Annotated in this window: 23 protein-coding genes; 19 read left to right on the top strand and 4 right to left on the bottom strand. The window is 60.4% G+C overall.

Annotation, left to right across the window (positions count from 1 at the left end; all coding sequences use genetic code 11):
* The first annotated feature begins 22 nt into the window (after window positions 1-22).
* From AC1VNY_RS19200 to AC1VNY_RS19170, 7 genes are all read left to right on the top strand, one after another.
* A complete protein-coding gene (locus AC1VNY_RS19200) occupies window positions 23-1,525 on the top strand; it encodes a bifunctional 3-(3-hydroxy-phenyl)propionate/3-hydroxycinnamic acid hydroxylase (protein ID WP_482406379.1) in 1,503 nt (500 codons plus the stop codon).
* The gene (locus AC1VNY_RS19195) at window positions 1,522-2,379 is read left to right on the top strand and encodes an SMP-30/gluconolactonase/LRE family protein (RefSeq protein ID WP_482406378.1); all 858 of its coding nucleotides are present in this window, start codon (window positions 1,522-1,524) and stop codon (window positions 2,377-2,379) included. The genes AC1VNY_RS19200 and AC1VNY_RS19195 overlap by 4 nt, the downstream gene beginning before the upstream one ends.
* A gap of 43 nt (window positions 2,380-2,422) precedes the next feature.
* Window positions 2,423-3,646 (top strand): amidohydrolase family protein, encoded by a 1,224-nt coding sequence (locus tag AC1VNY_RS19190; protein ID WP_482406377.1) that lies wholly within the window; start codon window positions 2,423-2,425, stop codon window positions 3,644-3,646.
* A gap of 86 nt (window positions 3,647-3,732) precedes the next feature.
* On the top strand, window positions 3,733-5,040 hold the full coding sequence (locus tag AC1VNY_RS19185; protein ID WP_482406376.1) for an MFS transporter: 1,308 nt from the start codon (window positions 3,733-3,735) through the stop codon (window positions 5,038-5,040).
* Between the two features lie 179 nt (window positions 5,041-5,219).
* Window positions 5,220-5,972 carry an SDR family NAD(P)-dependent oxidoreductase gene (locus tag AC1VNY_RS19180; protein WP_482406375.1) on the top strand — a complete coding sequence of 251 codons (753 nt, stop codon included), beginning with the start codon at window positions 5,220-5,222 and terminating at the stop codon, window positions 5,970-5,972.
* A 102-nt stretch (window positions 5,973-6,074) separates the two neighbouring features.
* Entirely contained in the window at window positions 6,075-6,734 is a 660-nt protein-coding gene (locus tag AC1VNY_RS19175; protein ID WP_482406418.1) for a TetR/AcrR family transcriptional regulator, read from the top strand.
* 23 nt (window positions 6,735-6,757) lie between these two features.
* Window positions 6,758-7,318, top strand: coding sequence for a phytoene desaturase family protein (locus AC1VNY_RS19170; protein ID WP_482406374.1), 561 nt, complete (start codon window positions 6,758-6,760; stop codon window positions 7,316-7,318).
* 502 nt (window positions 7,319-7,820) lie between these two features.
* Here AC1VNY_RS19170 and AC1VNY_RS19165 read toward each other — a convergent pair.
* A complete protein-coding gene (locus AC1VNY_RS19165; RefSeq protein ID WP_482406373.1) occupies window positions 7,821-9,053 on the bottom strand; it encodes a site-specific integrase in 1,233 nt (410 codons plus the stop codon).
* 1,113 nt (window positions 9,054-10,166) lie between these two features.
* On the opposite strand from AC1VNY_RS19165, the gene AC1VNY_RS19160 reads away from it, so the two are divergent.
* Complete coding sequence (locus AC1VNY_RS19160; RefSeq protein ID WP_482406372.1) at window positions 10,167-10,490, top strand: DUF736 domain-containing protein; 324 nt, start codon at window positions 10,167-10,169, stop codon at window positions 10,488-10,490.
* 173 nt (window positions 10,491-10,663) lie between these two features.
* On the opposite strand, the gene AC1VNY_RS19155 is transcribed toward AC1VNY_RS19160, so the two are convergent.
* The gene (locus AC1VNY_RS19155) at window positions 10,664-11,302 is read right to left on the bottom strand and encodes an Lrp/AsnC family transcriptional regulator (RefSeq protein WP_482406371.1); all 639 of its coding nucleotides are present in this window, start codon (window positions 11,300-11,302) and stop codon (window positions 10,664-10,666) included.
* A 309-nt stretch (window positions 11,303-11,611) separates the two neighbouring features.
* On the bottom strand, window positions 11,612-13,018 hold the full coding sequence (locus AC1VNY_RS19150) for a helix-turn-helix domain-containing protein (RefSeq protein WP_482406370.1): 1,407 nt from the start codon (window positions 13,016-13,018) through the stop codon (window positions 11,612-11,614).
* A 133-nt stretch (window positions 13,019-13,151) separates the two neighbouring features.
* On the opposite strand from AC1VNY_RS19150, the gene AC1VNY_RS19145 reads away from it, so the two are divergent.
* Both AC1VNY_RS19145 and AC1VNY_RS19140 read left to right on the top strand, forming a co-directional pair.
* Complete coding sequence (locus AC1VNY_RS19145; RefSeq protein WP_482406417.1) at window positions 13,152-14,681, top strand: acyl-CoA carboxylase subunit beta; 1,530 nt, start codon at window positions 13,152-13,154, stop codon at window positions 14,679-14,681.
* 7 nt (window positions 14,682-14,688) lie between these two features.
* Window positions 14,689-16,704 carry an acetyl-CoA carboxylase biotin carboxylase subunit gene (locus tag AC1VNY_RS19140; RefSeq protein ID WP_482406369.1) on the top strand — a complete coding sequence of 672 codons (2,016 nt, stop codon included), beginning with the start codon at window positions 14,689-14,691 and terminating at the stop codon, window positions 16,702-16,704.
* 145 nt (window positions 16,705-16,849) lie between these two features.
* On the opposite strand, the gene AC1VNY_RS19135 is transcribed toward AC1VNY_RS19140, so the two are convergent.
* The gene (locus AC1VNY_RS19135; protein WP_482406368.1) at window positions 16,850-17,248 is read right to left on the bottom strand and encodes a hypothetical protein; all 399 of its coding nucleotides are present in this window, start codon (window positions 17,246-17,248) and stop codon (window positions 16,850-16,852) included.
* An 87-nt stretch (window positions 17,249-17,335) separates the two neighbouring features.
* On the opposite strand from AC1VNY_RS19135, the gene AC1VNY_RS19130 reads away from it, so the two are divergent.
* From AC1VNY_RS19130 to AC1VNY_RS19090, 9 genes are all read left to right on the top strand, one after another.
* Window positions 17,336-17,695, top strand: a complete 360-nt coding sequence (locus tag AC1VNY_RS19130) for a VOC family protein (RefSeq protein WP_482406367.1) — start codon at window positions 17,336-17,338, stop codon at window positions 17,693-17,695.
* A gap of 45 nt (window positions 17,696-17,740) precedes the next feature.
* Window positions 17,741-18,268 (top strand): flavin reductase family protein, encoded by a 528-nt coding sequence (locus AC1VNY_RS19125; protein ID WP_246783601.1) that lies wholly within the window; start codon window positions 17,741-17,743, stop codon window positions 18,266-18,268.
* A gap of 294 nt (window positions 18,269-18,562) precedes the next feature.
* Window positions 18,563-19,432, top strand: a complete 870-nt coding sequence (locus AC1VNY_RS19120; protein ID WP_482406416.1) for a branched-chain amino acid ABC transporter permease — start codon at window positions 18,563-18,565, stop codon at window positions 19,430-19,432.
* A 67-nt stretch (window positions 19,433-19,499) separates the two neighbouring features.
* The gene (locus AC1VNY_RS19115) at window positions 19,500-20,447 is read left to right on the top strand and encodes a branched-chain amino acid ABC transporter permease (protein WP_482406366.1); all 948 of its coding nucleotides are present in this window, start codon (window positions 19,500-19,502) and stop codon (window positions 20,445-20,447) included.
* Complete coding sequence (locus AC1VNY_RS19110; RefSeq protein WP_482406365.1) at window positions 20,444-21,169, top strand: ABC transporter ATP-binding protein; 726 nt, start codon at window positions 20,444-20,446, stop codon at window positions 21,167-21,169. Before AC1VNY_RS19115 ends, AC1VNY_RS19110 begins: the two co-directional genes overlap by 4 nt.
* 55 nt (window positions 21,170-21,224) lie before the next feature.
* Entirely contained in the window at window positions 21,225-21,881 is a 657-nt protein-coding gene (locus AC1VNY_RS19105) for an ABC transporter ATP-binding protein (RefSeq protein WP_482406364.1), read from the top strand.
* A gap of 161 nt (window positions 21,882-22,042) precedes the next feature.
* On the top strand, window positions 22,043-22,810 hold the full coding sequence (locus tag AC1VNY_RS19100; protein WP_482406363.1) for an enoyl-CoA hydratase/isomerase family protein: 768 nt from the start codon (window positions 22,043-22,045) through the stop codon (window positions 22,808-22,810).
* On the top strand, window positions 22,811-23,593 hold the full coding sequence (locus AC1VNY_RS19095; protein WP_482406362.1) for a creatininase family protein: 783 nt from the start codon (window positions 22,811-22,813) through the stop codon (window positions 23,591-23,593). It abuts the gene before it with no gap.
* Window positions 23,594-23,794: 201 nt separating this feature from the next.
* Window positions 23,795-24,925 carry an LLM class flavin-dependent oxidoreductase gene (locus AC1VNY_RS19090; RefSeq protein WP_482406361.1) on the top strand — a complete coding sequence of 377 codons (1,131 nt, stop codon included), beginning with the start codon at window positions 23,795-23,797 and terminating at the stop codon, window positions 24,923-24,925.
* Window positions 24,926-24,937 lie beyond the last annotated feature (12 nt).

The raw sequence follows: 24,937 nt of genomic DNA, 5'->3' as shown, positions 1-24,937 counted from the left end.
AGCATTCTAGGGAGACACCGAGGTGGATGCGCACAAAGGCGAACTGTACGACGTAGCTGTTGTGGGGTGTGGGCCGGTAGGCCTGGTCCTCGCCCGTCTGCTTGGTAACAAGGGTATTCGTGTTGCGGCAATCGATCCAAACAGGCTGGTTTGCCAGCATCCGAGGGCGACCCACCTCGACGACGAAACGATGCGGACGTTGCAGACTGTTGGCGCTACCGCAATGGAACGACGCTTCCTGAGAATGTCGGGATGGACGTTGCGTAAACGAGATGGCACGCCGTTTCTCACGTTCGCCCATTCCGAGGAAGAGTCGGATCAGGGCTGGCAGGGCGACTACCAGTTTCATCAGCCCGATTTCGAGTCACAACTGCGCGGTGACTTGGCCAGCGATCCAAACGTCGATCTTCTATTTGGCTGGGAGGTCACAGATCTCCGCCAGACGGATGAAGGGGTCGTGCTCAGCTTGAGGGATCGCAAGTGCGGCGACACCAGGGTCATGCGTGCGGCGTACGCGGCTGGTTGTGACGGCGCCGGTTCGTTCGTGCGCCGGTCCATGGGGGCAGAGGTCGAGGATCTCAAAGGGACTCAGCGCTCGCTGATAATCGACATCTATCCGTTCGAGCATCCGGACGGGCTGCCTCGCACCAGCGGATTCATCGTTTGCAAGCAAGAAATGCCGCTCACCTATGTGCCGATCTTTCCTCCGATGCTGCGGTTCGAGTTCATGCTGAGCAGCGGAGACTCCGCCCACGAACTGGAGCGCCCCTCATCGATCTACAAACTCCTCAGTCCATGGATCGCTCCCGGTGGCTATCGCATCATGCGTACCGATACCTACGAATGGCATGCCCGACTTGTGAAGGGCTGGCGTAATGGACGGGTGCTCCTTGCGGGCGACGCAGCGCATGAGATGCCGCCGATGCTGGGCCAGGGCATGTGCTCCGGGCTCAGGGACGCTCTGAACCTCGCCTGGAAATTGGCATCCGTCGTGAAGGGAGGCTGTCCCAGCCTTCTCGATACGTATGAGACGGAGAGGGCGGCCCACGTCCGTCCCTACATCGTCGAGTCTGCCAGGCAATCCAATCTTATCGAGGGATTTGGCAGCGGCGACGGGATTCCCACGCTTGCGGAGCCTCAGGTCATCCCCCGAATGCGTCCACCTCTTGGTCCAGGACTTGTCGAGGAGCCGACAAGCTCGATCGGTCAACTGGCGCCGCAACCGCGATCGAGCGATGGTGCCCGCCTTGACGACGTCACAGGATACAATTTCGTCATCCTGGGGGCGAAGGACAGCATCGGAGCGGTCGACAATGCCACGCGTTCGCTTTGGTCCCGCCTGGGCGCTGTCGTATCGCCCGGCACTGGCGACCGCGTCAATCAATGGCTTGCTGCCAACGGTGCCGACGCGGCAATCGTTCGTCCCGATAGATACTCTTATGCGTTTTGCAGGGGTCCAGAGGAATTGGTCGCTGCCACAAGAAAGCTTTCGGAGCGGTTGTTTCGCGCGGAGGCCATGGCATGACGTTGTACGCCTCGGGATTGAAATGGGGGGAAGGGCCGCGCTGGCAAAATGGCGCGTTGTGGGTGTCGGATACTCAAGGGGCCCGACTATGGACAGGCGCTGGCGGGAAGTGGAGGGCGTTTGAAACGCCGTCCGTATCGAACGGCCTTTGGTTTCTCCCTGACGGCAGGCTCGTCGCTGCCATGATGCACGAGAAGCGGATCGGAGTCTGGACGGGGGCGCAATGGGACACATACGCGGATCTTAGTTCATTGTCGCCCGGTCCGTTGGGCGACCTCGTCGGTGACCAAAATGGAAATTTGTACGTCGACGATGTTGCGTTCTCTGCGGCAAACTGCGAGCAGCCCCGACCCGGCCGCCTCTTGTTCGTTGGCTCCGATCGGACGAGCCGCGTCGTCGCCGAAGACCTTCACTTTCCAAACGGACTCGCTTTCACGGACGGCGAGCGCAGGCTGGTGGTCGCCGAGACATCGGCGCAGCGGTTGACATCGTTCCGCGTGGATGCGCAAGGCGACCTGCACGAACGTCGACCTGTCGCCGATATCGCAGCGCTTCTTGGGCCCAATGCCCGGCCCGACGGCATTTGGGCGAGCGAAGAAGGCATCTGGGTGGCCACGCTCGCGGGACATTCGGTTGGATTGGTGCGCGATGGGAAGATTCTGACAAGCGTCGACACCGGGACGGGCTTTCCGATCGCCTGTTGCGTGGCTGACGATTCACGTTTGTTTGTGACGATTGCCGCGACGCGCGACCAGTCACTTATGACCGCGATCGTAAACAAGACTGTCACGACGGATGTCGTGGTGTACGACGTCCGCGATCTCGTGCGCGCATCGCCCTCAGCCACTTCTTGACAACGAATGTGGACATCGGACATAATTCCCTAATAAGGGAATTATGTCCGATAGCCGGTTGGTCATCGCTCGAAGCGGGCTGATATCGATCGGCTCAATAAGGCAAGTCGACTTGCCGCAAGAGGAGGAAAAATGGGCGCGAGACAAATGTGTCGGCGTTCCGCAATCGGTCCGAAAGGGCCACGCGATTGGTGTGCTCTGCAGGTCATCAAGCGCTCGCGCTCGGCCGCCGTCCGCAATGCATTCAATAAGTAGCCGACGGGAGAGCAGCATGTCGAACAGCCGTACGATTGATTTTCACGCCCACATCCTGCATCCGGAGCTCGCGTCGATTTCGCAGGATAAGGTCGTCTTGACCGGCTTTGGAGCGACGTCACCGCGTCCCCGACCGCCGGGTTCGCGCGCCGATGCGTTCTTCCAGCTCATGCTGCGGCCCGATCTTCACGTGGCCGAGATGGACCGGCGCAAGATCGACGTGCATGTGCTGTCATCGAGCACTGTGGTGCAAGGCACCTTCTGGGCAAGGCCGGATGAGGAGCCTCGTCTCTGTGCGATGATGAACGACGCCATGAACGATTGGGTCTCGTCCTATCCCGATCGGTTCATCGGCTCGATTGTCTTGCCATTCCAGAACCTGGAAGCAACGCTTTCGGAAATTGAGCGCTGCCGCACGCGCTTTGGGTTCCGTGTGGTCAATGCGCCGGCCAACGTTAATGGTTGCTATCTCGGCGATCCGTCGTTCAACGACTACTGGCGCATTGCTTCCGAGGCTGATCTCGTCACCTTCATCCATCCCGACGGCGTACGCGATCCATGGTTCCAACGGTACAGCCTGTGGAATTCGGTCGGACAGCCGATTGAGGAGACGAAGGTCATCGCCTCGCTGATCTATGAGGGCGTGCTCGAGCGTCATCCCGACGTTGCAATCGTCATCTCCCATGGAGGCGGCTATGCGCCGCTGTTCATGGGACGCCTTGACCGCAACGTCACCAACATGCCGGACAGCACGGTCAATATCCGGGGATTTCCTAGCGACTACATCAGGCGGATGTCCTACGACATCTGCGTCTACGACCCCGCCGCACTGTCGCGGTTGATCGAGCATGTCGGCGCCGATCGCCTGCTGCTTGGCTCGGATTTTCCTTTTGGTGATCCCACCGCGTTCCATCTGCTCGATCAGGTTAAGGGCTTGTCGATGGAGGATCGTCAAAAGATCACTGGCGGAAATGCCTCCGCGCTATTGCAAGTGACAACACGATCGCACTGACCCGGCGGGACCACGCGGCGCGACGTGGGTTCCGCACGTTAACGCTTGCTTAAAACAGCGGCACAGGCCGCGCAGAGGGGGAAACCATGACTAGATCGAAGCATATCCTGGCAGGCGCGGGGCCTGCCGCATTGGGATTCGACGCGGCGTCACGTCCATCGCTGGCCGAAAAGGTGGGCGCTATTCCCTACGATCGCGCCTGGGGCGTGCTGATCGGGGCAAGTCTGTGCATGTTTTGCGGCATACCGTCCGTGATCTATTATACGATGGGCGTATTCGTTCCCGAGATCATTGCCGATACGCACTGGTCGGCGCCGGCGGTGGCCGCCGCGATCGGACCAGCCGCGCTGATTGCAGCTTGCACCGCGCCGCTGGTCGGGCGGTTGAGCGACAGGTTCGGCGTGCGCCCCCTGGCCTTGGTCGGCGGCCCCGCGTTTGGCTTCGGCATCGCGTTATTGGGCTGGGCGTCGAATAGCCCCAATAGTTTCGCTGTCCTCACCGTGGTGATGTTTGTCCTCGCCTTCGCAGGCTCGCCGATTTCGTATGCGCAGGCGCTGACCGGCTGGTTCGACAAGCGCAGGGGTCTCGCCTTGGGCATCATGTTCTGCTGCGGAGCCATTGGCATCGCGGTCTGGCCCCTCTATGCAGCCAAGCTGATCGCATACCTTGGCTGGCGTCATGCCTATATGACGATGGGCGCTACAGCGGGCAGCGTCATTTTCCTTGCCGCGCTTCTGCTGCTCAAGAATCCCCCGCTTGCATCGACCGCCGCCAGTCAGGACCATCAGGTTCAGGCGCCAGGACTTCTCGTCAGAGAGGCGCTTCGCACGGTTCGCTTCTGGAAGATAGCTGCGATCTTCCTGCTGATGTCGGCGGTTCTTGGCGGCATGGCTGTCGAGTTTCCGGTCGTTCTTCGCCGGGAGGGAGCCGCCCCGCAGACGGCGGCAGCGATCATGTCGGTGATCGGCATTTCCATGTTCGTCGGCCGGCTACTGCTTGGCTTCGTGCTCGATCGGTGGTTCGCACCGCACATCACGATCGGAATCGCGGCCGTATCGACGCTGTCATTCATCCTGCTCCTGACGAGCACCGGGCCGATTGCGTTGAGCGTGTCAGCGGCCTTTCTTGGTTTTGGAATCGGCACAGAATACGCAGTTGCAGCATACTTGACTTCACGCGCGTTCGGTTTCCGCGCCTACGGCGCGATCTACGGTCTGATCACGCTGGCGACGGGCATCGGTCTCTCCACAGGGCCGGCGGTCATAGGCGTGTCGCTGGTCACAGACGTTTCCGCCGCCGCCATTTTTGGAACGTCGATCGCCGTACTCGTCGTCTCGATGGGACTGCTCCTGACGCTCAGGCGAAGCGACCTTCCATATGGCGGTCGCGCCTGAGAACGAAAACGCGGCTCGACACACGCGCGATGCATGAGAGAGTGTGGGGGCACTCAGCTGTCTGCATGCCTCGAAAACAAGAAGGGTTGCCGAGCTCACTCACCGAGGATCGCGATACTTGCGACGTCGCAACGCGGTCCCCCGATATAATACCAACGAGGATTCGCAAGGAGAGGCAGATGAAGTTGAGGGGGCAATGCGCCATCGTAACCGGGGCGGCTACCGGTATCGGATTCGCGGCTGCCAAGCGGTTGGCTGAGGAGGGGGCAACCGTCATTATCGCCGATATCAAGGGGCACGAGGCAGCAGCGACCGATTTGACCGCCAGGGGCCTCGACGTTGTCGCCGTGACGGCCGATGTTTCGCGGGACGACAGCGTAGCTGCGCTAGTGACAGCCGCAATGGAGCGATGCGGCCGTATCGACATCGTAGTGAACAACGCCGCGATCGCGTCCGGGCTCAAGCCCGGGCCGTTTGAGGAGAAGACCGCCGAAGACTGGCTTCGCGTCTACGATGTGAACGTCGTCGGCATCTTTCGCATGTGCCGTGCAGTCTCGCCGCACATGCGCGCCGCAGGTTCGGGGCGGATCATAAATCTCAGCTCGGGAACTGCCTTCAAGGGCACTTCCGGGCTCATGCAGTATGTCGCAAGCAAGGGAGCCGTCATCTCGATGACCCGCGCGCTGGCGACTGAATTCGCCCCGGACAACATCCTGGTCAACGCCGTCGCGCCCGGGTTCACGCTCTCCGAGAACGCTGCGGCGAAGCCTGAGTTGCGTCCCTATTCAGAGGCGGCGATAGCGACTCGGCTGATCAAGCGCAACGCCTACCCGATCGACCTCGCCAACGTGATCTATTTCCTTGCAAGCCCGGACGCGGGCTTCGTCACGGGGCAGGTCATTGCCGTCGATGGTGGTTCGGTCTTCCATTGACCGGCCGTCCAGAGGGACTCGCGCGCAGCGTCTGTCTAATTCCTCGCAGGTATGTTGCCGATTGCTGCGAAACAGCAGAGCGAATTCGGCGAAGGCAACGCCATGACAATGGTTCGCGACCGCACTGGGGATGAGACCCGCGTGCGGATCCTCATGGCTGCCGAACAACTGTTCCGCGAGATCGGCTATCAGAAAATTACCGTGGCCGACATTGCCAGGTCGCTCAAGATGAGTCCCGCCAACGTCTATCGCTTCTTCGAATCGAAGCGGGCCATACACGAGGCGGTGGCGTGCCGGATGATGCGCGAGATCGAGCGAGCAGCCACCGCAATTGCCGAAAAGCCGCTGTCTGCTACCCAGCGGCTGCGCGAGCTGCTCATGGCGATTCACCACCTCAACAAGCGTCGTCATTTCGACGACTCTAAGCTTCATCAGTTGGTCGCCATCGCCATGCAGGAGGACTGGAAAGCTTGTGAAACTCACCTCAAGTTCATCGGCGTGACCGTCGGTAAGGTGCTCGTCGATGGCATGGACCGCGGCGAGTTCAAGGCGGCAGACCCGATGATGACGGCGCTCTGCGTGGTTTCGGCAATGGTGCGCTTCTTCGATCCCCAATTTATCGCCCAGTGCGCAAACAAGCCGAGGCCCAGTCCGGCGCAGATGGTCGATTTTGTGATCGGGGGCATTTCGGCCACCCAAGCCATGGCTACCCGCGTCCGTGACGATGAAGAAGCGATATTCCGCGAAGACGCAGGGCGCTAGCGGAGCAGCACAAGGAGACCGTGATGACAAATAGATATGACGTAGTGGTTGTGGGGTCGGGGCATAACGGCTTGATCGCGGCGGCTTTCCTGGCCAAGACAGGGCGCAAAGTTCTGGTTCTCGAGCGCAACCCACATCTTGGAGGTGGAGCTGTGACGAGCGAGATTGCAGCTGGCGGATTCCGCCACGACTGGCATTCCACTGTTCATGTGCTGATCCAGGCAAACCCACTGATCCGTAATGATGAGCTCGGGCTGATCTCCAAATTTGGCCTGAAGTATATCTATCCGGAGGCAATTGTTTCGACGGTGTTCGACGACGGCGACTTCCTCGTCACCTATGCCGATCTTGATCGCACTTGCCAGTCGATCGGCCGGATTTCGCCACAGGATGCCGACGCGTATCGCTCGCGAACGCGGTCAGGCGATCTTGCCATTGATGGTCTACAGGCTTTCGTACCCGGAAGGGTCGCCTTTCGCGTTCGGACACGTTTCGCCGACAAGCCAGACGTCTTGTTCGAGGCAAGTCGGGGGGATCGCTCACGGAGTAGCCGATATCGGGCCGGATTTGGAGCATATTGCTAGTAGCAAGGGTAGTAGGTTTCCACCTGAGCGAAAAATAGCTTATAGATAAAGGGGGATCGACTGACACTCTCTCCGCCGTTTGCGCAATTTGTGCGCCAAATTGGTCGCGTGCCCGGAGCAACGCGGCCGACACCGGCTGGGCAGGGAGGGGCGGCGCCGGCGTACTGATCGATGGCGAGACCGGTCATAATACACAAACGTGGCTGTCCGTGAGCGGCGACCCTGCCGCGTTGGTCAGCGGGCGCTGCCGTTGGAATAAAGGCTTAGCACGCAGTGTGTGCGGCGCGACCATCAATGGCATTGCAGACCTGAAGAGATAATCGTCTCTGCGATCGTAGTTCAAACGGTAGGTTTCGACCTAAGTAAGTCAGAAGTGCTTGTGCATCAATTGGGATTGACTGACACTCGCTCCGCCGCGAAGAAAAGCTTCAGGGACGTCAGACGAACTTGATAGTCCTCGTCCCGCCCGCCCTACCGATCCAAGTCACGTGAAATCACATCTCTATCCGCGCAGTGGCAGCACGGAACCCATTAGACCGCCGCGGCTTGCTTCGACCTTCCTCTCTCGTTTGGCGATCTTCTCGACGGCGTCTGCGAGATAATCGGGGTGATGATGGCCGTAGGTATTGAGCAGAACATCAAGCGACATGCCCAGATAGCCCGCCGCTTGCCACGGATCGGCGCCACGCTGCATGAGCCAGGTCGCTGCCGTATGCCGGAGTGTGTGAGGCGAAATGCCCGCGCCGAGGCCGGCCAGTCGGACGGCGGTCTTGAAAGCTGTCTTTACTGAGATAACGGGTCTTCCGTTGAATTCCACGAAGTGCTTTGCGTGATGGTCGATCTGATGCCACCGCCTGAGATGGGCAAGCAGGCGAGGCGGGATCGGCACTGGCGGTTGCCGCTTGTTGGTCTTTGCGTCACCCTGGCGGCGACGGTAATAAATGCCGCGCTCCAAATCGACGAACGCGCGGCCGACCGCCGTAATGGGTGAAGCCGCTGCAATCGCGCCGGCGCGGGAGCCGCTATAAACGCCGATCAAAATGAATCGCGCCAGGTGCCGTAAGGGCCGTTTTCCTGTCGCGACTCTCTGGCCTCTCAGGGGGCCCCGCGCCATTGTCTGCATCTCGCGGTACCGCCAGCAGGTCCAGATCAGCTTCGCGGCGTCGGATCTCGTGAGCCACTTGTCGCGAGGCTCGCCCTTTGCCGGCAGTGTGATCTTGACGATTCCCCGATGGTAACCCTCCGCAGAGTGATGGTTGATGGCGGCGCGCAGGTCTTCAAGATCCCGCCTCGCACCTCCCTTGTTGCCGCGCTCCCTTGCGAATTGACGGCACTGCTCGCCGTCGACGTCGGCCAGCATTTTGGCCCCCCACCAATCGTTCAGCCGTCCGATGCGCTTCTTGAACTTGCGAATGCCAGGAACTGTCTCTTCCTGGTCTTCAGCGATCTTGAATCGGTCGCGGAGCTTGGCGAGCTCGGCATCGAGGTAGATCGAGAGCACATCGCCGATCGGGATCGATTCAATATCCTGGGCTTTGCGCTTGGGGGTGTATTTTGAGGCAATGTAATCCTTCAGCGCTTGCTCGGCGGCCGCAATTTCATCTGAAGCGCGACCTGTGCCGATATCCCGGCCATTGTCTCGGATGATCCACGTGGCCCTGTGGGTGATCCGGCCGGCCTTGTCTCGTCGGGCGGCTTTGAGCTGGAGCCTGGCCCCCTTGCTTCGACGCGGCATAATTCCCTCATTCGCTCAATATGAAAAAGTGTCGTGTAGTCCTTGCCCGCGATGCGCTCGATGACGAGCCGCCCGCGAGCGTTCTCTCGGCGTAGCCCGGAAGCGGTCATCGAACCATCCGGGAACGCCACGGTCGCTGCCACAGAAAGCCGGAGAGGATCGTGCGGGCCAATGTTCTCCCGGCATTTTGAGAACTCGACCATGTTAGCGAGATCGCATCCTGCGAAGCGCTAACGGTGATCGAATTTGACGCGAACGCCATTGCTCCTTTTCTGGTTCGTTGAAGCGTGTGCTAGCCTTGAATTGTCGGACGAGGATCGGACCCGCTGGTGCTCGCCCGCAATGATCAGGAGTACCGCGCCGCTCAGCCCGACGGCCAGGAGGCGTTCTTCCACGCGAACTAGACCTCTCGAGGTCATCGGTGCCCATCGGCACATACAATCAACTCGAGGACGGCAGCTCAATTGCGATAAACGGCGGTTTGGGCAGGCTAGGGCGGTTGCGAAGAATAAATGGGGCAGGCGCGCCAACATCGTCCTAGATGCGGATATCGATCACTTTCGCGATATGCTCCATCCGCTCTTGGGGCCAACACTGCTCTGACTGGCTGATGCCTGCTCCTTATTCACGCGAGCGAAGTCGGCTCGCTTAAGTGAGGCGATCGGCTCCCTCTCTGATCCGCTGGCTAATACCGATAGTCTCACCGCTCGATGACATTCGTCGGTTGCTTGATATGCCTCGCGCGATTCTACCGGGCTGGGTGTCCAATCGATACTGGTAGATTTGACAGGTAGTGCATTGGCCTGACGCGCCGGCTGAGACGCTCGGTTCGATGTCTCCGATTGCGGATGTCGGCCCTGTGGCTCCTCATTGGACGATTTCCCTGCTTGTGGACGTGACGACCTATGGGAAGCGCTTCGCCATCTGAAACCCTCCCCAGCTTCTTTTTTCCCCGCCGGCAAGCCGGCTCCTCGCGGTCGCTTCGTTGCAAAAAAGTCGCTCTCTCGGGTGCGCCGCTGCGCTTCGCCCCGGCGGGTTCAAATGGCGTCTCGCTTCCCATGACGGTCTCGCCATCGCAGGGGATCGGCCCCGCGGCAATGAAGGAGACTGACCATGACTGCAATCGGATTCGTCACCCGCAACGAGAACGGTGGCTTCAGGGGCGAGCTCAAGACCTTGTCGATCCGTGCCCACATCGACATCGTTCCCAACAGCGGCAAGTCGGCTGAGTCTCAGCCGGATTTCCGCATCCTCGCCCAGGGCGTCGAGATCGGAGCCGGCTGGATCCGGCGCGGCGAAAGCAGCGGCAAGGACTACGTCAGCCTGTCACTTGCGGCACCCGAACTTGGGTCTCGCAAGCTCTACGCCAACCTTGGCCGAGCCGCCGGCCTGGGCGACGACAACGGCTTCTTCCTGATCTGGAATCCGGGAGACTAGGCCAGGATAATGGGCTCTCGCGCTTCGCGCGGGAGCCTTTCTCCAGGCGGCCAGCTTTTGACCGTCGCGTTCCGCGCCCGCACGGTCGAACACGGAATGGTACTCGATCTTCGTGCATTGGAGCAAAGCACGAACAACGAGCGCAAGCTCGAGACTGTTCTCTGCGCCCTTGTCTAGGGGAGGCTTGAGGGGTACTTCCCGTCACCCCGCAAAATCCGCGAAGTCTCCAGATTCATGCCGCCATCGATCCGCGCCTGGGGCGAGGCCTCGTATTGCTGTTTGGCGGGCCTGTCGAGGCGCCTGGAAGATGAGCTGCACGATTTGACCTGAACTGGTCGGTTCGTGTCGATAGGGAGCACCGTCTTGTGGGAAATCCGCTTCAACGCCAGGTTTGAGCGAATGCTCGAAACGCCGGTTAAGCGCGAGAGCTTGTTTACGATGAGATCCTCAAGAGCTTCGATATCAGACACCATAACGCGGAGAAGATAATCGTTGTCCCCGGTCATCAGGTAGCATTCCATCACCTCGCCAAGGCGATCGATTGAACGCGTAAAGCTCTCGAGTGATGGCTGGGCCTGCCTTTCAAGCTTTACTTGTATGAATGCCGTAACGCCGATGCCGAGAACTGCGGGATCCAGCACCGCAATTCGCCGGTCAATGACCCCGAGTTTTTCGAGCGTTCGAACTCGAGCGAGACACGGAGACGGTGAGAGATTGACACGGGAAGCGAGTTCAACGTTGGTCAAACTTGCGTTCTGCTGCAGTTCATTCAAGATCTTTATGTCGATCCTGTCCAAAGCCGTCGTCGTCATTTCGTTCTCCCATGGGCAAGCATTCGTCGTCCCATCGAGGCCCGGCCCCTCGCGTTATTCCGCGTGGTGACATCTCGATGAAACAAATGCTATCCCTCGCCCTGACGTGTAGAATTTCGATAAAATGACGACTTGTATCGAAAAACGGTCAATCTGATCTTGCTGCCCGAACATGTGGCTTGCGCGCCGGCGCCTGCTGCCGTCGTGATGAGCAACGCGATTGCAATCTGTGCACTGATTTGGTCGCGGGAACTGAACCTGTGTCCTGCCCAGCCCGCAATCGGGGGCCCGGCTTTGTCGTCGACGGGCCTAGCCGGGTAATTGGTAGGGCAGTATGTCCCTGCGATCGCGGTCTATTCTCAATCTGCTCTTGAGCGGCGGGATCGCCCGTTGAGAACAGTTGGTCCGCTCGCAGATTCGACAAGAAATTCCGATCGGATCGTAAGTGCCTTTGCTTGTGAGGTCGAGCCCGTCTGCATATACGAAATCTTTTGCATAGGAGACTTCGCATCCCAGCGCGATGGCGTAGCGTGGACGAGGAGAGCCGAAGCCGCCCCGGCCTTTCGAAAGTTCGGTTGCGATGCAAAGAAATCGGATGCCGTCCGGTGTCTCGGCGAGTTGCCGAATGATTTGGCTTGGGGCCTCGAACGCCTGGTGCGCATTCCAGAGCGGGCAGGCGGCTCCGTAGCGCGCAAATTGCAGTTTTGCCGCGCTGTGGCGTTTGGTGATGTTTCCGGCGCGGTCCAATCGGGCGAAGAACACGGGTACACCCTTCGAGCCTTGCCGTTGAAGCGTAGACAGGCGATGAGCAACCTGCTCCAGGCTTGCGTCGAACCTGGTCGCGAGCAATTCGAGATCGTGCCGCAGCTCTTGAGCGGATTTCAGGAATCGTTGGTACGGTAGAACGAGAGCGCCTGCAAAATAGTTTCGCAATCCGGCCGCGCACACGTTTCGTGCATCGACTGATCGAAATGTCGCTTTATCTGCAATCTGACCAATCCGTTCTTCTTCTTCAAGAGCCGCGATTTGCAGGGCAATCTGGAAGGTCCGGGTTGGTGTCGGCAGATATTGGCTCAGAAACAGCGTACGCGATGCGCGATCGAATTGTCGCAATGAAGTCTCGTTCGGACCGCTCTGGCGAATTTGCACGCCATGTTTCGATCCCAGGTAGCTGATCAACGCCGTTGTCGCGTTGCTGTCGGGAATATTCAGCCGGTCAGCAAGAGTCTCGGCCGCTGTATCCAACTCATGGACGTAGTTGTCGACTAGGTGAAAGAAATCGCGAACTTCCTCGTAAGCCGTCGGTTCTCCCGCCAGGTTGGCGATCTGGCCATCCAGGCTGGCGAGCTGCTCGCTGTTGCGCCGATATGCCTGATGCGCGTTCAGGAGCGCTTGAGCAAAACCGGGGGCGTTCTGAACCACCAGTTTCAACTCTTGTATGCTGGGCGTGTAGGAAGCGAAGATCGGATCAGCCAACGACTCGGCCAGCATCGAAATGATCTTGTCACTGTCGTTAAGCGACAAAGAGCTCAGGTCGACCTGAAACTTTTCGGCGAGCAGCACCAGTACGGAGGCGGAGACCGGCCGCTGATTGTTCTCGATCTGGTTCAGGTAACTGAGCGAGATACCCAGCCGCTCCGCGAACGCCGCCTGGGTGAGCATTTTGCTCTCCCTTACCTCGCGGAACCTCCGACCGATATAAAGCTTTCCTGCCATTTGCAACTTCGCAATTTACTATTTGCAAGTCTGTAACACGTACAAATGTGCGTCTTCAAGCCTTCTCAGGTCTCGGATCGCTTGTGTATGGCGGGGTGAGACCTGCTCGCGGATCCACTAGGGGTGTTGTGTGATCTCCACAATTGAAGCTCTTGAAGAACGTCGCGCCGGCGCAAGACGGGGCGGCGGCGAAAAGCGCATCGAGGCGCAGCACGCCCGCGGCAAGCTGACCGCCCGCGAGCGGATCGAGCTCCTGCTGGACAAGGGCTCGTTCGAGGAATTCGACATGTTCGTTGAGCACCGCTCGATCGAGTTCGGCATGGAGAAGACCAGGATCCCCGGCGACGGCGTCGTCACGGGCTGGGGTACGGTCAACGGCCGCAAGACGTTTGTCTTTGCCAAGGACTTTACGGTGTTCGGCGGCTCACTCTCTGAAACCCACGCGCTGAAGATCACGAAACTTCAGGACATGGCGATGAAGGCGAGGGCGCCGATCATCGGCCTCTATGACGCCGGCGGCGCGCGCATTCAGGAGGGCGTCGCGGCGCTCGCGGGCTATTCCTACGTGTTCCGCCGCAACGTGCAGGCTTCGGGCGTGATCCCGCAGATCTCCGTCATCATGGGCCCCTGTGCCGGCGGCGATGTCTATTCGCCCGCGATGACCGATTTCATCTTCATGGTCAAGAACACCAGCTACATGTTCGTCACCGGCCCCGACGTGGTGAAGACCGTCACCAACGAGGTGGTGACCGCCGAGGAGCTCGGCGGCGCCTCGGTGCACGCCACGCGCTCCTCGATCGCCGACGGCGCGTTCGAGAACGACGTCGACGCGCTGCTCCAGATGCGCCGCCTGATCGACTTCCTTCCCTCGAACAACACCGACGGCGTGCCGGAATGGCCGAGCTTCGACGACATCGGGCGGGTCGATATGTCCTTGGACACGCTGATCCCCGACAATCCGAACAAGCCCTACGACATGAAGGAATTGATCCTGAAGGTCGTCGACGAGGGCGACTTCTTCGAGATCTCGGAGACCTTCGCCAGGAACATCGTCACCGGCTTCGGCCGCATCGCCGGCCGCACCGTCGGCTTCGTCGCCAACCAGCCGATGGTGCTGGCGGGCGTGCTCGACAGCGACGCCTCACGCAAGGCCGCGCGCTTCGTCCGGTTCTGCGATGCCTTCAACATCCCGATCGTCACCTTCGTCGACGTGCCGGGCTTCCTGCCGGGTACGAGCCAAGAATATGGCGGCCTGATCAAGCACGGCGCCAAGCTGCTGTTCGCATACTCGCAGTGCACGGTGCCGCTCGTCACCATCATCACCCGCAAGGCCTATGGCGGTGCCTTCGACGTCATGGCGTCAAAGGAAATCGGCGCCGACATGAACTACGCCTGGCCGACCGCGCAGATCGCCGTGATGGGCGCCAAGGGCGCGGTCGAGATCATCTTCCGCGCTGACATCGGCGACCCCGACAAGATCGCCGCCCGCACCAAGGAATACGAAGACCGCTTCCTGTCCCCCTTCATCGCCGCCGAACGCGGCTATATCGACGACGTCATCATGCCGCATTCGACAAGGCGGCGGATCGCGCGGGCGCTGGCGATGCTGAAGGACAAGAAGGTCGAGATCCCCGTGAAGAAGCACGACAATCTGCCGTTGTGATCAAAGCATGTTCAAACGAATTCTGATCGCCAACCGCGGCGAGATCGCCTGCCGGGTCATCAAGACTGCGCGCCGTATGGGGATTGAGACGGTCGCCGTCTATTCCGAGGCCGACCGCGATGCGCTGCATGTCGAGATGGCCGATGAGGCCGTGTTGATCGGCCCGCCCGCCGCAGCCGAGAGCTATCTTCTGATCGACAAGATCGTCGAGGCCTGCCGCAAGACCGGCGCGCAGGCGGTGCATCCCGGCTACGGCTTCCTGTCCGAGCGCGAGGCGTTTCCGCGCGCGCTGGAAGCCGCCGGCATCGTCTTCATCGGTCCGAACCCCGGCGCCATCGCCGCGATGGGCGACAAGATCGAATCCAAGAAGGCCGCTGCGAAGGCCAAGGTCTCGACCGTGCCGGGTCATCTCGGCGTCATCGAGGACGACAAGCACGCCGTCCAGATCGCCGACGAGATCGGCTACCCCGTGATGATCAAGGCCTCCGCCGGCGGCGGCGGCAAGGGCATGCGCATCGCGCATTCGAAGGCGGAGGTCGCCGAAGGCTTCAACCTCGCCAAGGCCGAGGCGAAATCGTCGTTCGGCGACGACCGCGTCTTCATCGAGAAATTCATCGTCGATCCCCGGCACATCGAGATCCAGGTGCTCGGCGACAAGCATGGCAATGTGATCTATCTCGGCGAGCGCGAGTGCTCGATCCAGCGCCGCAACCAGAAGGTCATCGAGGAGGCGCCGTCGCCGCTGCTCGATGAGACCACCCGCCGCAAGATGGGCGAGCAGGCCGTCGCGCTGGCCAAGGCCGTGAACTACGATTCGGCCGGCACCGTGGAATTCGTCGCCGGCCAGGACAAGAGCTTCTACTTCCTGGAGATGAACACCCGCCTGCAGGTCGAGCATCCCGTCACCGAATTGATCACCGGCATCGACCTCGTCGAGCAGATGATCCGCGTCGCCGCCGGCGAGAAGCTCGCGATCGCGCAGAAGGACGTGACGCTGACCGGCTGGGCGGTGGAATCCCGCGTCTATGCCGAGGATCCGTTCCGCAACTTCCTGCCGTCGATCGGGCGCCTGGTGAAATACCGTCCGCCGGCCGAAGCCAGCCATGACGGCATCACGATCCGCAACGACACCGGCGTGCAGGAAGGCGGCGAGATCTCGATCCACTACGATCCGATGATCGCCAAGCTCGTCACCCACGCCCCGTCGCGTGCCGCGGCGATCGAGGCGCAGGCGACCGCGCTCGACGCGTTCTATGTCGACGGCATCCGGCACAACATTCCGTTCCTGTCGGCGTTGATGAACCATCCGCGCTGGCGCGAGGGCCGGCTCTCGACCGGCTTCATCGCTGAGGAATTCCCCAAGGGGTTTTCGGCGCGCGCGCCCGAGGGCGAGATCGCGCGGCGGCTGGCCGCGGTCGGCGCCGCCATCGATCACGTGCTGGGCGAGCGCAAGCGGCAGATCTCCGGCCAGATGGGCGGCCGCGTGGTGCTGCGCGAGCGCCGCCGCGCGGTGTGGCTCGATCGCGCCGAGATCGCGCTCGACGTCGCGCGCGAGGGTGATGCCATCGCGGTGCGCTTCGTCGGCGCTGACGGGCTGCCCGGCAATCCGCACAATCTGGTGTCGGGCTGGGTGCCGGGCGAGCCGGTCTGGCAGGGCACCGTCGACGGCAATTTTGTCGCCGTGCAGGTGCGGGCGATCAACAACGGCTTCCGCCTCGCGCATCAGGGTTTTGAGGTCCCGGTCTATGTCTTCACCGAGACCGAGGCGACCTCGGCGCGGCTGATGCCGGTGGTCTCGGCCGCCGACACCGGCAAGAAGTTGCTGTGCCCGATGCCCGGTCTCGTGGTGTCGATCGCGGTGACCGAGGGGCAGGAGGTCAAGGCCGGCGAGACCCTGGCGGTGGTCGAAGCCATGAAGATGCAGAACGTGCTGCGCGCCGAGCGTGACGGCACGGTCAAGAAGATCCACGCCGCCGCGGGCGCTACGCTTGCGGTCGACGCGCTGATCCTGGAGTTCGCGTGACAATCAGGGATCGCGATCTTCGCATTCTACCGTAAGGATATGTCGGTTAACCCAAGGCGGGAAAAGGGCGACCGCCTCATGTGCAACGGGCTGCGGGCGATCAAGGTCGATTTGCGCCCGCATCTGGCTTTCAGTCGGCGCCACATCAACGCGAAGCGTCGTTCCACGACACGATGACGCGAGCATCCTGAAAGCCTTGTTCATGCGACATGCGACGGCCCAAGAATCGAGCTTGTTCGCAGACGCGCGAATGCGCCGGCAGGGTCCAATAGCGGAAAATTCGGTCATCGGATAGCTCGCGAGCTGCGCAAGCGCTCAGTGGCAGCGGGTTCACGTGGATGATCAACGGATCAGCGCCAGGCAAATCGCAACCGGCGCAAGCGATGATGCGCGCCCGAACGCTCTGCCGAAAAAGCCGCAAGGTTTCGAATGACGCCATGAATCGTCTCTCGTCGTCGCATGCGCTGGAAACTAAATACCCGACCCCGATGGCCTGCAGCACAATATGCTGATTGGCGATGCGCGCGGTGAAAACTTCGAACATTAATGCCGACCGGGCGGCGCAAGTATCATCAGACAAGCGTGGCCGCAGGTCATGGATTGAAAGTGGGCTCGGAATTGAAAGCAAAGGATGAAGCTCAAGCACATCTATCTTACCGCCCAGGAACCTGAAGCGTTAGCCGGCTTCTATGAAGGGCTTGGACTGACGATCCGCTTCGCCGACGGCGCCAAATGGGTTCAATTCGCCGGAGAGAAGGCCGCCTTCTGCATCGCGGGCCCGGGAGAGTCGGCCTCCGAAAGCGCTCGGAACGCGGTCGTCGTGTTTGAAGTGGATGATCTGGAGCTGGCGCTCGATCGGGCTCGCACCCTGGGAGCCGAGGTTTTCGGCGAAGTGCGGGACATGGGGACGCATGGCCGTGTGGCTTGCTTGAAGGATCCGCAAAACAACACGATCCAGCTCTTTCAGGCGTCGAACAAGCAGGGCGGCTAGCCGGCTCCGGACATTCGGTCTGAGTATTTGCGGGAACCTATCACCATGAACTTCCGAGTGTCACCGATGCCAAACCAACCATCCCCGGTGTTCAGCAGCGCGGAATTCCGGAGCGCAATGCGCAACGTGCCCGGTGCGGTATCTATCGTGACGACGGGCGTGCGACCGGGCAGGCACGGTTTGACGTTGACGGCCGGGTGCTCATTGTCAACCGAACCATCGAGCGTGCTCGTTTGCGTCAACAAGTCCGCCGGCGGCCACGACACAATCAAGCAGAGCGGATCATTCTGCTGGAACATTCTCACGGCGGATCACGCTGAGCTGGCAAAAAAGTTTGCCGGGCAGGACGGAAGCAAGGGCGACATACGCTTTGCTGACGGTTTGTGGCGTCAACTCACGACAGGTGCGCCCAGCCTCATCGAGGCAATTTGCAGCTTCGACTGTCGCGTGTCCGGTTCGTACGATGCCGGCAGCCATACGATCTTCGTCGGCGAGGTTGTTGCCCAAACAACCAACCTCGATCGCGAGCCGCTTGTCTACGTAAACGGCGAATTCACCGTACCGAAGCGTTAGAAGGTCCAGCGCATGGGCTGCCGAATGAGTGTCGGACTCAGTGAGAATAGCGCCCGGACGCCGACCGAGAATGCGAAGCAACGGCTCATAGCGTCCGGCAGCCAAGAAGATATCTGTCACAAATGCGGGAGAAATATCAATGCGGGGGACCATGGTCGGTGACCGGATCAGGTGGGAGTTAAACGCCGGAATGGTCTCGATCCCGGCCGAGCGCGGCCAGCTGCGGGTAGCGGCTTCCCCGCGCATTGCAGTGTCCAATACGCGGCATTCGCTCGCGCCAGTCAGTGCTTGCTGATGCTCTCGCTCTGGCTCAATGTTCTTGCGAGCGGCATTCTGCTCGGTCTCGTTTACGGCCTCGTCGCGTTGGGCCTGACCATCATATTTGGCGTCATGCGCGTCGTAAATTTTGCGCACGGCGAGATGGTCGTGTTCGGTGTCTACATCGGCTACTGGACGGTTCGTCTGTGGAACGTCCCAATCATCGCGGCGGCAGCAATCGCTGCGGTCGTGATGTTCGTCTTCGGATATCTTTTGGAAACGCTGATCGTAAAGCGGTTCGTGAACCGGCCGCATCACTATCAATTCATTGTTTTCATCGGCCTGTCGTTGCTCTTTAGCGGAACCCTGTTGGTCGCGTTCGGGCCGGATCCGCGTCCAACTGCCTCGCAGCTGTCGTTTCAGACCGTATCTCTCGGCCTTGTGACGCTCGACCTGGCGAGAGTGCAGGCGGCAGCGACCGCCGGGCTGCTTATAGCTCTGCTTGGAGCGTATCTGAAGTTCTCCCCGTTCGGCCGCTCGCTGCGGGCGGCGGCGGACAATCGTTTGGGCGGTCTCATCGTTGGACTGAACATTCCACGAGTCTATGCGGTTACCTTTGGCATCGGCGCAGCTTGCGCAGGGGTCGCCGGCGCCCTGATTTCTCCCCTGTTCGACGCTCAACCATATCTCGCCGTCGATTTCACTCTCCTTGCATTCGTGACGGTCATCGTGGGCGGGCTCGGCAGCTTTGGCGGAGCACTCCTCGGAGGTCTGGTGATCGGCGTCGCCGAGGCAATCGCGGCGTTGATGTTCACGCCTTCGATGAAGACGGCGCTTCCTTACGCGCTCCTGATCATCATCCTGGTTTTCCGTCCGAGGGGGTTTTTTGGTGCAAAAGAAATTTGATCGTGGGCTGGAAAGGACACGGTGGCTTGCCGGAATAACGGTCTTCGCTGTCCTGGGATTAGTCGGGATGCTGGCAAACCCGTACATCATCTCGCTGATGACGATCGTATTGTTGTTCACCTTCCTCGGACAGTCCTGGAACTTGATGCTTGGGATCGGCGGGCAGCTATCGATTGGTCACGCCCTTTTTGTCGGGCTGGGAGCCTATTCCGTCGGCGTCCTCTACGTAAAGTACGGCATTTCGCCATGGGTCGGGCTCTTGACCGGAATGATCCTCGCCGGATCCGTTGGCGGGTCGATCGCATGGTTGAGCTTCCGGTTCGAGGTTCGCGGTATCTATTTCGCGCTGCTTACGATTGCCGCCGCCGAGTTCGCCAGGATCATGTTCAGTGGCTGGGAATTCGTGGGCGCAATGCAGGGATTGTTCTTTCCTGCGCCAACAGGCGGGATTGAGATCTCCATGCTTCGCGGCGATGCCCGCTTCTACTACTTCGTCGCGCTTGCACTGGCGGCGTTGGGAATAATCGGAACCGAACTTATTTCACGATCCTACCTCGGATACGTATGGCGGGCGATGCGCGACGACGAATCGGCCGCACGCGCGCTCGGCGTCCGGACCTTCCAGCACAAGATTCTCGTGATCTCGATATCGGCTGCAACGGCCGCCGCGGGCGGTGGAGTTCTGGCGCTCGTGCAAGGGTCGATATTCCCGGACTCGATCATGGGGATGGGGCTATCGGTAGACGTCCTGATAGGGCCCGTGGTCGGGGGGCTGGGGACTACGTTCGGTCCGCTGGTCGGGTCGCTCGCCGCGATTCCGCTCAATCACTTGATGAGCGCGCTCGGCGACAGTCTTCGGATCCCGGGACTGAACAATATTACCTACGGTGTTGTCCTGATCTCGGTCGTCTGGTTCCTGCCAGACGGCATCTGGCCGGCGATTGTGCGCCTTTGCAAAGCTATCCAGGCGCCACCCACGGCATGGCTGTGGCAGTCCCGAAAGGTCGAAGAATGACAACCCTGCTTGAGGTCGAGAACCTGTCCCGATCGTTCGGAGGCTTGGTCGCGGTGAAGAATGTAAGCTTCTCACTTCGAGCGGGGCGGATCACAGCGCTGATTGGACCGAATGGAGCGGGAAAGACGACATGCTTCAACCTGGTCGCTGGTGCCCTGAAGCCGACCAGCGGCCGGGTGCTGTTCGAAGGCCGCCAGATCGACAATTCGCCACCCGAGACTGTTTGCAGGATGGGTATCGCGCGAACATTTCAGATCGTGCGGCCGATGCGTGAGATGTCGGTGCTTGAGAATGCCATGATCGGAGCCTTCAGCTGGACCAGAAACGTAAGCGAGGCCAGATCGAAGGCGTACGAGTGTCTTGAAAGCGTTGGTCTGGCCGCCAAGGCCCACGCGAGGACGGATCAATTGACGCTACCGGACCGGAAAATGCTGGAGACGGCCAAGGCGTTATCGACCAGGCCAAAATTGCTGTTGCTGGACGAGGTTATGGCGGGTCTGCGACCGACTGAAGCTGCGGGTATTGTAGGCGTACTGCAGAAGCTTGCCGAAGGTGGATTGACGATCCTCCTTGTCGAGCACGTCATGCGCATCGTGATGGAAGTGGCCTCGCGTGTGGTGGTGCTGCATCACGGCGCCAAGATCGCAGAGGGACCTCCCGAAGAGGTGGTTGCAGATCCGAAAGTCCTCGAGAGCTATTTGGGGGCAGGCTTCCATGCTTAGTGGTGCGCTTTTGACGATCGATGGACTTTGCGTCGCGTACGATGGATCCTGCGCTTTGAACGGCGTCTCCCTGCAGATCCACAAAGGCGAATTGATCTGCGTCGTTGGCGCGAACGGCGCAGGGAAGACCTCACTCATCAGATCAATCTCGGGCATCGTTCGGTCGTCGAGCGGTGTCATCAGAATGAACGGTGTTGATATCACCGGGATGCCGCCATGGGAGATCTGCGAGCGCGGCATTGCCCAGGTCGCGGAAGGTCGGCAGATCTTCGGAAGTCTTTCTGTGGAAGAAAACCTGCTCCTCGGAGGGGCGCTGAAGCGCGCGAAGGCCCGGCAGTCCGAAACGCTCGACTTCGTTTATCAGTTGTTTGAGAAGCTTCGGGAGCGCCGGGGGCAGTTGGCCGGTACGCTGTCGGGCGGCGAGCAGCAGATGCTGGCTATCGGCCGTGCAATCATGTCAAATCCCGAGGTCGTCATGTTTGACGAGCCTTCCATCGGGTTGTCGCCCGCCCTGACGGACGTCATGTTTCGTGTGGTGAAGTCCCTGCACGAGCAGGGAGCCACGGTACTGCTGGTAGAGCAGAATGTGGCGAAATCGCTTGCGTTGGCCAATCGCGGTTATGTTCTGGAGAACGGCTCAATCGTGCTCCACGGATCCAGCGACGAGTTGCTGAACAATTCCGAGATTCAGCGCGCTTATCTTGGATTGTAACGGTCCTGAATGGCGGATCGCGCCCGTCCGAAAGGGCGGTCGAGCGATCGCAGCAGAAGATGCCGCGAAATAGCCCCGGCACGACCATGTGTGCCGAGCAGCGTCGGCGGGGAAAGGGTGTACCGCAATCAATTCCACAAGGCCTCGCTTAGGCTATTTCCATGGAAGCCGATGACGCCCTTCTAATCGAACGCGACGGCGATGTGGTCACCATGACCATGAACAGGCCGCCGGCGAACGCATTGAATAACGCCCTTGTTGGCCGGCTGCTGGACACGTTTCGCGCATTGTCTCGCGAGATGTCGCCGCCGGGCATTGTCCTGACCGGCCAGGGCGAGCGCTTCTTCAGCGCGGGCGGAGACATAAAGGAGGTCGCCGGCATCGAAATATCCCGGCCTCGGATGAGGAGCTTCCACGCGCTTCTTTGCGAGATGGAGAGATACCCAGCGCCCTTCGTGTGTGCCGCGCGTGGATACGCCGTCGGCGGGGCTTTGGAGTTCCTTCTTCACGCCGACTACGTCGTGGCGAACCGTGAATGCAAGATCGGATTTCCGGAGATCAACCACGGCCTCTTGCCTGCAGCCAAGGGAATCCGGAAGGCAGTTCAGAAGCTTGGGCTTCGTGAGGCGCAGGCACTGCTCTACTGGGGCGACTTGACCGACGCTCAAAGGGCGCTCCAAATTGGGGCGATCAACGAGATCGCAAGCACCGCGGAAGTGATGGTGAGGGCCCGAGAGGTATGCAGGTATCTTCGTGGAAAGGAGCGCAAGCTGTTTGCGGCGATCAAGCATTCGCTGAACCTGACGGGCCAAATGGACGATGCTGCGCTCGAGGCGGTGACGATCGAGGATCTCGCGGCCTATCTGGTAGACGATAGTTCGGCACAGGCGCGTTCGCGCTTCCTGTCGAAACAGCCAAGGAAAGCGTGAATGACCGCACCGGCATTGCCTGACGAGCTCCGCCTTGAACTGATGAGCTTCGAACAGGTATCGGCCGCCCTTGCTGCGGGGGCATCCACCGTCCTGATACCCTGCGGAGCTGTGGAGCAACATGGACCGCACCTTCCGCTCTGCATGGATGCGGATCATGCAGACGCCATCGCCGCAAGGCTGGCGCGGTGTCTAGGACGCACCCTGATCGCGCCCACCATCAAGGTCGGCTGTTCAGCCCATCATCTCGTCTTCCCGGGGACGATATCCATTCGTCCGGAGACGTTCGAATCGATCTGCCTGGATTATTGCACAAGTCTTGCGAGGCACGGCTTCAGGCGCATTCTGCTGTTCTCGGGCCACATCGGGAATTTTCCCGCGCTCCGGGACATGCTTCCCCGGCTGAGGAGCGCCGTTCCGGTAGACGTCGAGATCGACGCGTACTGCGATGCAGTCGCCTGGATCGAGAGATGGCGAAGCGCGGTCGAGCAGGCGGGTGGTGACCCGAATGCGGTTGGAGGACATGCCGATATCGCGGAGACGTCGCTCATGATGTTGCTCCGCCCCGATAGCGTTCGGCTCGATCGGTTCGAGGTCGGGCATCTCGGTGCGCTATCCGAGGAGCAGCTTCAGGCAATGTGGAGAAACGGGATCAAGTCCGTCACCGCCAACGGCATCATCGGCGACCCGTTTGGCTCGACGGCCCGGATCGGCGAGCGATGTCTCGCGGCGATAGCAGATCTTCTGGCTGTCTCGTTTGGAAGCCAAAGCAACGCTGTCTGAATCTCTCATGCTCCTCCGCGGATGAACGCCGAGAATGATTGTCGCGCCACGTTGCGCGGCATTAGCCGCGAAAAACGCAGGCGTCGACTGCTCACAGCACAAAATTTGGAAAGTCATGTAACTGCGGGGCGCATTCGAACAAAAATGTTGCCGCGCCCATGAAATGCTTCGCCATCTTGACACTCCATGAGGATCCAGAAGATGGCACTTACGTTCGGGTTTTGGTCGGAGCAAGAAACCCAGGTCGGGCAGAGCTATGCCCGCCGACTCCATGAACTCGTGGACGAGGTGCGTCTGGCGGAAAAGGTCGGATTCGACTGCGTCGCGCTTTCCGAGCAACACGTTGCACTCGGCGGCATCTCGAGCTCCGCGCCGGAGGTCGTCTACGGGTACCTTGCAGCCGTTACTTCGCGCGTGAAGCTGAGGTCAGCGGTGACGCTGATGCCCCAGAAGATCAATCATGCCTTGCGATCGGCGGAGCGATTGGCAGTAACCGACATCCTGTCGCATGGCCGCATGGAATTCTACGCCGGCCGGGCCAACACGACCATCGCCATGCGCGCCTTCAACGTTGATCCGAGCGAAACTCTCGCTCAGATGGAGGAAGGTATCGGGCTCCTGAAGAAATCGATGCGCGAAGATATCTTCACCTTCGAGGGCAAGTACTATCAGATCCCGCCGCGGATGCTGGTGCCCAAGCCGATGCAGAAGCCGCATCCGGTCATCGGCATCGCTGCGACCAGCGAGCGCAGCCACAGCTGGGCCGGATCCGAAGGCCTCGCCGTCATGAGCAACTGCATCTACCAGGGATGGGAGGTCCAGGAAAAGCTTCTAAACACTTACCGTCGCGGCTGGAAGCGTGACGAGCAAGGCCCGCTCGATCGGCCACGCATCGGCATCCCGCTTTTCTTCGGCATCGGGCCAACCGATCAGAAAGCGAAGGACGATTACGCCGAGCCCCTCATGCACTATGCGAGGATTTCAACGGACGCCTATCCCCGTCTCGCGAAGCTCGCCGACGACTATGCGTATATGAGCGAGAGCGTGCCAGCCATGGAGCGCGCGGGAAAGGACTGGGACTACTTGCTCAACCACTCCGCGACAACGGTCTGCGGAAGCCCGGACACCGTCATTCGTCAGATCGAGAAGTTCCAGGCGATGGGCGTCGACGAGGTGCTTCTCCATCTCGACTCCGTCAATCACGAGAAAATCATGGAAGCGATCGACATGTGTGGCCGCTATGTGATCCCCCACTTCAACGACAGAAACAATGTCGTCCGGCCGACGGAAGACATTCTCGGACAGATCCGCGCCATGCGACCACAAAAGTAAGCCAACCGGAAC

The organism is Bradyrhizobium ferriligni (assembly GCF_056837965.1).
Note: the sequence above shows the minus strand (reverse complement) of the source record. Positions and strands in the feature narration are given on the sequence as shown.